The sequence below is a fragment of the Streptomyces sp. NPDC091412 genome (assembly GCF_044756885.1).
Lineage (GTDB): Bacteria > Actinomycetota > Actinomycetes > Streptomycetales > Streptomycetaceae > Streptomyces.
The window spans coordinates 108,895-119,863 of record NZ_JBIVTV010000020.1; the positions used below are offsets into that span (position 1 = coordinate 108,895).

12 protein-coding genes and 1 pseudogene are annotated in these 10,969 nt (G+C 69.1%); 5 read left to right on the forward strand and 8 right to left on the reverse strand.

All coding sequences use genetic code 11. The features are described from left to right. The first annotated feature begins 206 nt into the window (after window positions 1-206). Window positions 207-332: a hypothetical protein gene (locus ACIQMV_RS32850; protein WP_402596879.1), complete on the forward strand. Its 126-nt coding sequence runs from the start codon at window positions 207-209 to the stop codon at window positions 330-332. 4 nt (window positions 333-336) lie between these two features. Here ACIQMV_RS32850 and ACIQMV_RS32855 read toward each other — a convergent pair whose 3' ends face one another. Beyond that, window positions 337-1,098 (reverse strand): maleylpyruvate isomerase family mycothiol-dependent enzyme, encoded by a 762-nt coding sequence (locus ACIQMV_RS32855; protein WP_402596880.1) that lies wholly within the window; start codon window positions 1,096-1,098, stop codon window positions 337-339. A 132-nt stretch (window positions 1,099-1,230) separates the two neighbouring features. On the opposite strand from ACIQMV_RS32855, the gene ACIQMV_RS32860 reads away from it, so the two are divergent. After that, a protein-coding gene (locus ACIQMV_RS32860) for an IS5 family transposase (protein WP_402596881.1) occupies window positions 1,231-2,051 on the forward strand; the annotation gives its coding sequence in 2 pieces (ribosomal slippage) (window positions 1,231-1,563 and window positions 1,566-2,051; 819 coding nt in all). Window positions 2,052-2,141: 90 nt separating this feature from the next. Here the strand turns inward: ACIQMV_RS32860 and ACIQMV_RS32865 are convergent. Together ACIQMV_RS32865 and ACIQMV_RS32870 are read right to left on the reverse strand one after the other, a co-directional pair. Then, on the reverse strand, window positions 2,142-2,774 hold the full coding sequence (locus tag ACIQMV_RS32865) for an MBL fold metallo-hydrolase (RefSeq protein WP_402596882.1): 633 nt from the start codon (window positions 2,772-2,774) through the stop codon (window positions 2,142-2,144). After that, complete coding sequence (locus tag ACIQMV_RS32870) at window positions 2,771-3,856, reverse strand: S-(hydroxymethyl)mycothiol dehydrogenase (RefSeq protein WP_402596883.1); 1,086 nt, start codon at window positions 3,854-3,856, stop codon at window positions 2,771-2,773. Before ACIQMV_RS32870 ends, ACIQMV_RS32865 begins: the two co-directional genes overlap by 4 nt. A 155-nt stretch (window positions 3,857-4,011) precedes the next feature. On the opposite strand from ACIQMV_RS32870, the gene ACIQMV_RS32875 reads away from it, so the two are divergent. Beyond that, window positions 4,012-5,277, forward strand: coding sequence for a LuxR C-terminal-related transcriptional regulator (locus ACIQMV_RS32875; RefSeq protein ID WP_402596884.1), 1,266 nt, complete (start codon window positions 4,012-4,014; stop codon window positions 5,275-5,277). Window positions 5,278-5,538: 261 nt separating this feature from the next. On the opposite strand, the gene ACIQMV_RS32880 is transcribed toward ACIQMV_RS32875, so the two are convergent. Then, window positions 5,539-5,775: a hypothetical protein gene (locus ACIQMV_RS32880; protein WP_401781675.1), complete on the reverse strand. Its 237-nt coding sequence runs from the start codon at window positions 5,773-5,775 to the stop codon at window positions 5,539-5,541. 196 nt (window positions 5,776-5,971) lie between these two features. Here ACIQMV_RS32880 and ACIQMV_RS32885 point away from each other — a divergent pair, with 196 nt between their 5' ends. Continuing rightward, on the forward strand, window positions 5,972-6,871 hold the full coding sequence (locus ACIQMV_RS32885; protein WP_401781673.1) for an oxygenase MpaB family protein: 900 nt from the start codon (window positions 5,972-5,974) through the stop codon (window positions 6,869-6,871). A gap of 480 nt (window positions 6,872-7,351) precedes the next feature. Here the strand turns inward: ACIQMV_RS32885 and ACIQMV_RS32890 are convergent, their stop codons facing one another. Then, on the reverse strand, window positions 7,352-8,113 hold the full coding sequence (locus tag ACIQMV_RS32890; protein WP_402596885.1) for a transposase family protein: 762 nt from the start codon (window positions 8,111-8,113) through the stop codon (window positions 7,352-7,354). A 126-nt stretch (window positions 8,114-8,239) separates the two neighbouring features. Between ACIQMV_RS32890 and ACIQMV_RS32895 the strand changes: the two genes are divergently transcribed. Beyond that, on the forward strand, window positions 8,240-9,139 hold the full coding sequence (locus ACIQMV_RS32895; RefSeq protein ID WP_402596886.1) for an aminoglycoside phosphotransferase family protein: 900 nt from the start codon (window positions 8,240-8,242) through the stop codon (window positions 9,137-9,139). 181 nt (window positions 9,140-9,320) lie between these two features. Here ACIQMV_RS32895 and ACIQMV_RS32900 read toward each other — a convergent pair. The 3 genes and pseudogenes from ACIQMV_RS32900 to ACIQMV_RS32910 form a co-directional block, all read right to left on the reverse strand. Continuing rightward, a pseudogene (locus ACIQMV_RS32900) lies at window positions 9,321-9,488 on the reverse strand (DUF6308 family protein); the annotation flags it as partial. 80 nt (window positions 9,489-9,568) lie between these two features. Beyond that, on the reverse strand, window positions 9,569-10,486 hold the full coding sequence (locus tag ACIQMV_RS32905) for a class I SAM-dependent methyltransferase (protein ID WP_402596887.1): 918 nt from the start codon (window positions 10,484-10,486) through the stop codon (window positions 9,569-9,571). Between the two features lie 334 nt (window positions 10,487-10,820). Continuing rightward, the gene (locus ACIQMV_RS32910; protein WP_402596893.1) at window positions 10,821-10,967 is read right to left on the reverse strand and encodes an IS3 family transposase; all 147 of its coding nucleotides are present in this window, start codon (window positions 10,965-10,967) and stop codon (window positions 10,821-10,823) included. Window positions 10,968-10,969 lie beyond the last annotated feature (2 nt).

Consider the following 10,969-nt stretch of genomic DNA (forward strand, 5'->3'; position numbering starts at 1 on the left):
GTCGGCGCCTCGGCACTGGAGTCCGCAGCATTCCCGACCGGCTCCGGGTCGAGCAACCCCGCAGGCCGAGGGCAGCCGCTGGGCACGGCCACCACCCACATCGCGGCCCGCCCCCCAACGCCGCCCACCATGCTCCGCCCCAATCCCTCAGAGCACCTAACAGAAAGCCTGGTCGTAGCCATATCCCCTTCCTGGCTGAGTCGGCAGTGCTGCGGGAGGCGCTCGGGCCCGAGCTGTACGAGGCCGTACGGGCCGTCCGCCGCGCGGAGGCGGAGCTGTTCGCGATGTTCACCGGCGCGGACGTCATCGAGGCCGTCCGCCGGCGGTATTGACTGGCTACTCCTCGGGCTCCCAGGCGATCAGCTGCTCGAACACCTGCTGGTCGCCCTCGATCTTCAGGTCGCTCAGCGTGAGGCGGCCCCAGACGAAGAGGAGCAGCTGCTCGGCCGTGCCCGTGGCCGAAGCGGAGGCGGGCGCGGCGTCGTCCGTGAGGGGTGCGGGCCAGGCGCCGGTGCCGTCCAGCGCGAGGAGCCAGGAGCGGCCCTCGGTGGCGTGGTAGTGGATGGTGGCGGCCTCGTGCGGCCAGGCCGCCGGGGTGGAGTTGCAGGTGTCGAGAAACTCGGCCACGCCGTCGATCGCGACGTCCGCCGGCATCGGCTGCACGGCGCCTGCGGCGAGCTGGGCGTCGTAGGCGTGCACCAGCACCTCGTGCACCCGGCGCCGGGCAACGCCCCAGGCATTCGCCGGCGACACGCCGGCGCCCCACCACGCCCAGCACTCGCGCTCCGGGCCGGCCTCGCGCAGCGCACTCAGCAGCAGCTCGTTCGACTCGGCGTACCAGGCCAGCAGCGCCTCGAGCTCGCGCGGCACCTCCGCGGCATCCTTGGCCGGCGGAGCCTCGGCCGGGCCCGCGGCGACGATCGCGGCCCACCAGCGCTGGCCCGTACCCAGGTGCTGCACCAGATCGAACAACGTCCACTCGGGGCAGGACGGCACCGGCGCGTCAAGGCTGGGCGCGGCGGCAACCGCACTCCGGAACGCGGCCGACCGCTCGTCGATCAGTTGCAGCAGGGCGGAATACTCAAGACTCTCTGGCACATCGCTTACCTATCACCCCAGCTCAGCCGACCGCACCATATTTTCCAGGCCGTCAGCTGCGGGAGTCAGAGCACCTGATAGAAAGCCTGGTCGTAGCCATATCCCCTTTCTGGCTGGCTCGTTGAACGAGTCATGGGGAAGGGGAACGGTCCTCCGTGGATGGTGCCGGATGACCTGTGGGGGCGGATCGAGCCGTTGCTGCCGGTCAGGCAGCGGCGTCCGCGCCATCCCGGCCGGCTGCCACTGGACGACCGTGGTTGCCTGCAGGGCATCCTGTTCGTGCTGCACACCGGGATCCAGTGGGAGTGGCTGCCGCAGGAGCTCGGCTTCGGGTCCGGGATGACGTGCTGGCGCTGGCTGCGGGACTGGCACGAGGCCGGGGTGTGGGACCGGCTGCACCAGGTGCCCCTGACCGAGCTGCACCGTGCCGGGAAGCTGGACCGGTCCCGGGCGGTGATCGACGGCTCCCACCACCAGGCGCGTCGGGGCGGCCCAAAACCGGGCCGAGCCTGGTCGACCGTGCCCGGCCCGGCGCGAAGCACCACGTCATCACCGACGCAGGCGGCACCCCGCTCGCCATCACTCTGACCGGTGGCAACCGCCACGACATCACCCAGTTGCTGCCCCTGCTCGACGCGATCCCGCGGATCCGCGGAGTGACCGGTCGCCCCCGTCACCGGCCGCGGCAGTTGTTCGCCGACCGGGGCTACGACTTCGACAAGTACCGTCGGCTCCTGTGGAAGCGCGGCATCAAGCCGGTCATCGCCCGACGCGGAGTTCCGCACGGCTCCGGCCTGGGCTCGGTCCGCTGGGTAGTCGAGCGGACGAACGCGTGGATCCACGGCTTCCGACGGCTACGGATCCGCTGGGAGATCCGCGACGACATCCACGAGGCGTTCCTGAAGCTCGCCTGCTGTGTGATCACCTACAGGCGAGTCCAGGCATTGTGTTAGCTCCTCTTACTCGTTCTCCAACCGACACGGGAGAAGTGGCAGCGGAGCGGATGTGCAGGAGATCCAGTGATTGGCGCCTGGGGCGAGGGCTCAGTGGCCGCGGCGGATCCATTCATCCAGGTGGGGTGCTTCGTTCTGGATGGTCGTGGTGTCTCCGTGTCCGGTGTGGACGAGGGTGTTCCCGGCCAGGGGGAACAGCAGGTCACGGATGGACGTGATGATCGTCGGGAAGTCCGAGAACGATCGGCCTGTTGCACCCGGTCCACCGGCGAACAGGGTGTCGCCGGAGAACAGAGCGTGGGCCTCGGGCAGGTGGAGGCAGACCGAGCCGGGCGAGTGTCCGGGGGTGTGGATCACTTCCAGGGTCGTCCCCGCCACGGCGATTCGTTCGCCGTCGACCGTCTCCTGGAACGTTCGGCTCGGGTGGGTCATCTCCCACAGTGGGCGGTCTGCCGGGTGCAGCAGGACCGGGGCGTCGAGGCGGTCACCAAGTTGGGGCGCGACCGAGATGTGGTCGTTGTGTCCGTGGGTACACACGATCGCTGCTACGCGCCGGTTGCCCACCGCTTCCACGATCGGGGCATCGTCATGGGCCGCGTCCACGACGACGACGTCGTGGTCGTCGCCGACGAGCCAGACGTTGTTGTCGACGTTCCACGTGCCCCCGTCGAGTTCGAAGACCCCGCTGGTGACAACGCGTTCAATACGCAGGGCGCCGCTCACCGGACCACCACCGAGCGCAGCACGCTGCCGGTGTGCATGGTGTGGAAGGCTTCCTCGACCGCGTCGAGGCTGATGCGTTCGGTGACAAATTTGTCCAGCGGCAGCCGGCCTTGCTGGTAGAGGTCGACGAGCATGGGGAAGTCCCGTTCGGGCAGACAGTCGCCGTACCACGACGACTTGAGGCTGCCGCCGCGGGAGAAGAAGTCGAGAAGCGGCATGTCCAGGCGCATGTCCGGGGTTGGGACGCCGACGAGGACGACGGTCCCTGCGAGGTCGCGTGCGTAGAACGCCTGCTGCCACGTTTCGGGACGGCCCACGGCGTCGATGACGACATCGGCGCCGAAGCCGCCGGTCAGTTCCGTGACCGCGGTGACGATGTCCTGGTTGGTGGCGTTGACCGTGTGGGTGGCGCCGAGCTCTCGGGCCCATGTGAGCTTCTGGTCCTCTCGATCGACAGCGATGATCTTCGAGGCGCCGGCCAGGCGGGCCCCGACGATCGCGGCGTCGCCCACGCCGCCGCAGCCGATCACCGCCACCGAGTCGCCTCGGCCCACGGCTCCGGTGTTGACCGCCGCCCCGAGCCCGGCCATGACACCGCACCCCAGGAGGCCGACGACCGCGGGGTCCGCAGAGGGGTCCACCTTGGTGCACTGCCCCGCGTGGACGAGGGTCTTGTCGGCGAACGCGCCGATGCCCAGGGCGGGGTTGAGTTCCGTGCCGTCGAGCAGAGTCATCTTCTGGGCGGCGTTGAACGTGTCGAAGCAGTACTGCGGGCGGCCGCGCTTGCAGGCGCGGCACTGCCCGCACACCGCCCTCCAGTTCAGGACGACGAAGTCGCCGGGTTTGACGGAGTCGACGCCTGCCCCGACGCTCTCGACGGTGCCGGCCGCCTCGTGGCCGAGCAGGAAGGGATAGTCGTCGCTGATCCCGCCGTCCCGGTAGGTGAGGTCGGTGTGGCAGACCCCGCAGGCCGCCACGGCAACGACGACCTCGCCGGGACCCGGGTCCGGGATCACGATGTCGGTGAGCTCGGCCGGAGCTCCCTTCGAGCGGGCGATCACGCCGCGGACCTGCTGAGGCATCGCAACTATTCCTTCGTCGTTCGTGGATACAAGCGCATGCAGTCCGGTGCATGCCTCAGCGAACCTAACCCTGTGGAGATCACCGGGATCCTGGTCTTGTGGACAGGAAATCCTCGACCTTCGAACAGTGGGGTGGAGAGTGTAGGGTCGGCGGAATGCCAGATCCGCAGGCCTCAACCGATGGTCTTCTCCTGCTCCGGGAAGTCATCGACGGCCCGTTGCACGACATCGCTCCCCGTTTCTCCCGGCTCCTGTCCCACCGGTGGCCGCACGCAGCGCTCGTGATCTTCACTCGCGAGTGCACGGGACGTCCACGCAAGGTCGCCGGAGCCGCCGACCTGATCCACAAGGTCACCATCGATGAGCTCGAAGACCTCAAGCGGGTCGTCGAGCCCGGCCGGGCCCTGAGCACCACTGCCAGGATCGGTGGCGCTCAGCGCCCGGTGTGGACGGTGCGGGACCGGGGCGACACGCTGCTCCTGCTCGTTCCGCAGAGTTCTCAGAGGCCGGTCCCGTACCCCGCGGAGTTGTCGACGGTCTTCGGCATCGTGGCAACATCGATCCGGCAGCAGGTCGCCCAGGCCAGTCCCGACTACCTGGCAGAGTCCCGTGCCGCGTCCAGCGAACGGGCACGCACCATCACCGAGATGGTGGCTGCACACGAAACCTCGCTCGTGGCCATTCTGTCCACGCTGCGCTCGTCCGGGCTCGATGACGCCAGGGCGCGGCTGGCTGCCACCGATACGGCGTCCGCCGCGTTGATCGCGTTGCGTTCCATGCAGAAGTCCGACCAGGAGTTGTCGCAGGAGACTGCCCATGCGGCCTTCGCGACGCTGCGCAAGGACCTCCGGCAGATGCTGCGCCATCACGAGGCGCACATCGAGTTTGCGGCCCCGCCGAAGGACGGACGCCCGCTGCCGGGCGAGATCGCCTACGCGGCACGCGCGATGACGCGCGCCACCGTGCTGGCCTTCATCGCCCAGCCCGACCTGACTCGCCTGCGCATCGCCTGGAGCTGCCCGGGCGCCTCGCTGGTGGTCGACGTACGTGACCAGGAATCCGGGAAACTAGACGTGCCGGCCCTGCAGCGGCAACTCGAGGGCCGCGCACAGACGTTGGGTGCCGCGGTCACTCTGGACGCGGTCCCGGGATGGGGCAGCCACGCGACAATCGGCCTCCCTCTCGAGCCTCCCGCCAATCGGAGCGATGAGACACGTCTGGCAGCCCTCAACCGCCGCGAGCGCGAGGTGCTCCACCTGGTCGCCCAGGGCAGACGCAACAAGGCGATCGCGGCCGAGCTCGGTATCACGGAGAGCACCGTCAAGTTCCACGTCGCAGGCCTGCTACGAAAACTGGACGTGACCTCACGCGGAGAAGCAGCCGCGCTCGCCGCCGGCACCAACCTGGGTGCACCGCAGTAGACCGGGCCGGACGCCGCACGGCCCCGGCCGACACGCACCCACGGCGAGTGCGCCCCGATCCCCGGCTGCTTCCGCGCCGCCCGTCCCGCCCGTCCCTCTCCCCCAGCTCCAGCCAGTGCATGGGAGAAAGCGGCCACAACAGGGATGTCTGGGGCCAGGCACAACCCAGGCGCAACCCATACCCGCAACAGACGGCGCAACCGTAGGCGCAACCCGTGTCGCGACACTGCTCCTGGTCGGGCGAGGGCACCCGCCGGTTCGTCATGCGGCTCGGACGGCTCCCCGGGTGCGGGCCAGCTGCCGCAGCCCGATGCGCGCCGCCGGCACCGAGGGGACGGTCTTCCAGTAGGGGTGCCACCACAGACGTACGGACAGGCGCAGCAGGCGGCGGCGCAGGGCCGTGGTGTCAGGTGACCGGGGCGCGGCGAGCGCATCGTAGGTGGCGTTCCAGGCGTACTGCACCTGGACAAGGTCATCAGGGAAGTCGGTCGCATCCATACCGGCATTAGATCGCTTGTTCGATTTTGCTGTCACTTCGGACACGCTGCCGCCCAGGCTGACCGCCCATGGCCGGGGCTGCACACGGCGCGGGCGGAGACATGGTCAGGTTCGTGGCCATCCCACGGACCATCGTCGGGTCGACCGGAGAGAATGGCGATGCAGTGGCGGTGCGCATCGGATCGCGGAGGTGTTTGTGGGGCTGAGGACCCGGATCGCCGAGGAGCTCAAGGCGACCGTGCATGGTGGGGACCTCAAACTGGAACGGTACGAGGGTCCGGCCGGTGATCCCGGGCTGCTCGGGATCGTCCCGGGCGATCCTGCCTGGCGGGTGCACGGACATCCGACCGGCATGCTCATCGGCGGGTTCGCGGCGCTGATGCTCCAGTCACTGCACCCTCTGGCCATGGCCGGGGTCGACCAGCACTCGGATTTCCGGTCCGATCCGGTCGGCCGTCTCATCGGCACCGCGCGGTTCGTCACCACGACGACCTTCGGCTCCGCGCCGGCCGCACACGAGTCGATCGCCTTGGTGCGCCGGATTCACACCCGGGTGCGCGGCACCGCCCCGGACGGGCGGCCCTACCGCGCGGACGACCCCGAACTGCTGACCTGGGTGCACATCGCGGAGGTGCGCAGCTTCCTGGCGGGTTACCAGTCGTACGCGCCACAGCGGTTGCGGCTGACGCCTGCCGAGTGCGACGCGTACTACCGCCAGGTCGCCCCGGTCGCCGAGATGCTGGGCGCGGAGAAGGTGCCCTGCAACACTCGGGAGGTCGAGCGCTACCTGGACCGAACACGTCCCCAACTCCGTGCGACCCGAGCCGCGTCGGACTCCGTGCGGTTTCTCCGGGGCTTCGGCCGGACCGGACGTGAACGGCTGGTCGTGCGCCTGCTGATGAATGCCGCTGTCGGGCTCCTTCCGGACTGGGCGCGGACCGAACTCGGCATACGCCGTCCGGCGGCGGTCCGCTCCTGCTGGGACCGGCCGGTGGCGACTGTGGCCGGCCGCACGATCGAATGGGCACGCGGTCCTTCCGAGATCCAAGCCGCTGCGCAGCGCCGCTTGGCCTCGGTGCCGCCGGTGGATGTCTAGTGCTGTGACCGCAGAGGTTCGCCGTGTTGCAGAGACGATCGCTCCTGAGTTCTCGTGGCCTGCCAGCGAGCGTGGATAATGCCTGGTGTGACTCCTGAGATAGATCGCCCCAGGTGGTGGTTCGGGCTTCGCGGCTTTGCGTTCTGCCTGGTGGGCGGTGGCCTCGGCTGCTTCGCCTACGTGGTGGTGGTTTCGCATCGGCTCGGGGCGGCGTCATGGGGATGGCTGCTCTTCGCATCGATTCTCAGCGGAACGTTCAGCGCACTGTTTCCGAGACGGCGTCAGCGTTGAGCCATGTGCTGCCCGGACTGTGGGACCAGGCCGTGGTTCTCAGTAGTCGTCCCGCCCCACCGGATGAGTCGGAACAAACATCACCACTCATCCAACCGCCAACCCGGCGAACGTATGCGGCCACGGCACTAAAGCGTGTTGCAGAAGGCTGTGATCAGGCAGCCTGAGCTGGGCTGTTGGCGTGTCTGGTCATGCGGTGAGGGCGAGGTTGTGCATGCGGGCGACGGCCTGGACGGCGTGGTGGAGGCCGTCGCCGTGTTGCCTGCAGTCGCGGAGGATCTTGTAGTTCTTCAGCCGGCCGATGACGTGCTCGACGCGGGCGCGGACCTTTCGGTGGGCGACGTTGTCCTCTTCCTCGCCCTTCAGCAGCGGCCGTCCGGGCCGTTTGCAGTGCGGGACGATGAGGCCAGTGTTGATGTAGGCGCCGTCGCCGAGCACGGTGACGCTCTGGCAGTGCTCGGCCAGGCCCGAGTCCCGCCAGGCCTTCGCATCCGCGGTGGTCCCCGGCACCGGGCGGGCGGGGGCCACCACCAGGCGCGTGTCCGCGTCCACGATGACCTGCACGTTCGCCGAGAACCGGTAGTTGCGTGAGGACGTGCCCACCCTGCGGTCGCGGACCGGAATGAGGGTGCCGTCCACGATCCATAAACGCTCGGTGGCATCCTGCGGCGCCCGGACGGGCTCGAGCGCGAGGAGCGGGCCAAGCCGCTGGATCACCCGGCACACTGTGGCCGGCGAGACCCCGAACAGCGGCGCGAGCTGCCGCATGGTGAGGTTCGTGCGGTAGTAGACAGCCACCAGCAGCACCCGCTCGGCCAACGGCAACCGCCACGGTCGCCCCCAACCGCAGCTCTCACCGCCGCGTTCCCGCACCGCCTTCAGCAGCCGCCCGAACTGCTCAACCCGCAGCCCGGTGAACGCCTCCACCCACACCCGCTCGGCCCTCAACACCCCAGCCGTACCATGGAGATGCCCTGTTCACGTCCTTCTGCAACGCGCTTTAAAGCGTGTTGCGAAAGTGGTGCCGCCGGAAAAGCGATTGACGCTCGCCGGTGTCCGGCGGTCGGATGACGTGCCATGAACACTGGGCAGATGCATCCCGGCATGCATCCCATCGACGTCGACCTTGTACGGCGGCTGATCGCCGGGCAGTTCCCGCAGTGGGCGGGGCTGGCGGTCGAGCGGTTTCCGTCCGGCGGGACGGTCAACGCCATGTACCGGCTGGGCGATGACATGGTCGTACGGCTGCCGCTCGTGCAGGGCGGGGCCAACGACGTGTCGATGGAGCGGACGTGGCTGCCCCGGCTCGCGCCTCACCTGCCTACGCCCATCCCCGAGGCGCTCGGGGATGGGGAGCCCGCGGAGGGATACCCGTGGCCGTGGTCGGTATACCGGTGGCTAGCGGGGGAGAATCCCGAGGCGGGAGCCCTGAGCGAGCCGGTGCTGCTGGCCGAGGATCTGGCCGAGTTCGTGGCGGCGATGCGCAGCATCACCCTGCCGCGTGCGCCGCAGGCCCACCGCGGGGGACCGGTCGCTTCGCTCGACGCTGAGACCCGGGCGGGGATCGAGCAGCTGCGCGGGATCCCACAAGAGGGCGTCGACTGCGATGCCGCCACAGCCGTGTGGGAGGAGGCGCTGCGGGCCCCCGGCTGGGACAGGCCGCCGGTGTGGCTGCACGCCGATCTCATGCCGGGCAACCTGCTGGTAGACGGTGGCAGGCTGACCTCGGTAATCGACTTCGGCTGCCTGGGGGCGGGCGATCCGGCCTGCGATCTGTTCCCAGCGTGGAATCTGCTGCCGGCCAATGCGAGGGAAGTCTTCCGAGAGGCGCTGAGCGTGGACAACGCGACCTGGATCCGCGGCCGGGGACGGACACTCTCGCAGGCACTGATCGCGCTGCCGTACTACCGGAAGACGAACCCGGCGATGGCGCACAATGCCCGGCACGTGATCCGGACGGTGCTGCAAGAGAGCTGAGACCAGAGCGTGGGACTGTGCTGGTCACAGCCACTCGTTGATTGCTGCGACCAGCACAGTGGCCTGGAAGCGGACCGCGAGCTTGTCGTATCGCGTGGCCACGGCCCGGTGGCGCTTCAGTCTGTTGATCCCGCACGCGACAACGTGGCGCTCCTTGTAGTCCTCTGTCCAGCACGACAGACGCCGAAACGGTGACCGGCAAGGTCCGCACCGCGACCAGGTCCTCCGCCATGATCCGGCCGGCGGCCACAGGCCGGTCTCCCCCACCGGCCAGATACTCGAACCGGCTCCCGGTGTAGAGAGCCACACCAAGCCCCAGCCCGATCCCGAAGTAGCGCCGCACATTCATGATGGCCTGCGGGCCGGCGATAAAGGCACGCCGCCGTGCGGCGAACGGCTGCGGGAAAATGCGGAAGGGCGATCCTCAGGTCAGTGTCGCTCTGCGACGGCTACGCGACCCGACTGCAAGGACGTCCGCCCGCGTGCCGGGCTGCCGAGGGTATGCGCGAGGGTGAGGAGGTTGTCGTCCGACACCACCCGCAGGCCGTACTCCGCGAGCAGTGCGGCCATCCGCTGCGGCCTCCACAGCGAGCGCCACGGCTCGCCCGATGTGACGGAACTGCCGAGCACGCGTGTCAGCAGCCGCCCTGCGGCCGCCCTCGCCGACGGCGCCTGGTAGTTGACGACGAGTGCACTGCCCGGGACCGACCGGGCGGCGAGTGCGGCCACCGTGGCGCGCACCTCGTCGCGCGTGAGGTACGGGACGACGCCCTCCCACAACCATGTCGTCGGCGCGGCTGGGTCGTGCCCGGCGGCATCCAACGCCGCACCGAGATCATCGACGGCGAAATCGACCGGCGTGAACCGCACGGAACGGGCGATGGCCGGTAGCTCGGCGGCGAGGAGATCGCCCTCATCCGGTCCTCGGAGCACTGGCGCGGCCTCGGCAAGGCGGGCGTGCTTGTCTTGCTGGGAGGCCGGATGGTCGACCTCCCACACATCCGTCTGCGCGAGTTCGGGCAGACGCCACGCGCGCGTGTCCAGGCCGGCGCCGAGGATCACGAGCTGACCGGTCACGTGGGCGCGCAGTGCCTCGTCGATCGCGACCGTCCGTGGCACGACCACCTCGGCACACGCCCGCACACTCTCGTACGCGGTGCGCTCCTGCCAGCCCTTGGGCGGAGTGTTCGCGCGTACCTCGTCCACGGGCGTACGTTCCTCGACACGCAGCAGCGCTACCGCCACCGGATCCGCGAACTGGCCTGCAGCAGTTATCCCGTTCGCGGCCGCCCGCCCCTGGCAGACCAGCACCGCCGTCCGGCTCGCCGCACGCCCACTCTCGCTCATGGAGCCATATTCAACACCACCCTCGCCCTGCCTCAACCTCAACGGGAGGCGGGCATAAGCCCATGAACTCTCCCTGAGGACGGGCTCTGGTCCACTTTCTGTGGGCGGCTCACTGACAGTGATGTCAGTGGCGTGTGGTGAGATGGCCGCGCTCTGTCAGCCGCCTGATGGGAGATCGTTCCGATGCCTGTGTATCCGTCGCTGACCCGTGCTCTGGCGGAGGCTTTGGTCGATGTTCTCTGGTTCGTTGAGGGGTGCGAGGACGAGCAGATCGATCCGGATGACGCGGTCAAGTGAGCTTGTTTCGCTTTGACGGACACCATCGGTGTGGTGGTCAGGCCGCCAGGGCGGCTTCGTAGTCGGCGGGGCTGCGGTAGCCGAGGCTGCCGTGCAGCCGGTGCAAGTTGTACCAGCCCTCGATCCACTCGAAGATCGCCGTGCGGGCAGTGGACCTGTTCGGCCAGGGGCGGTCGCCGAACAGTT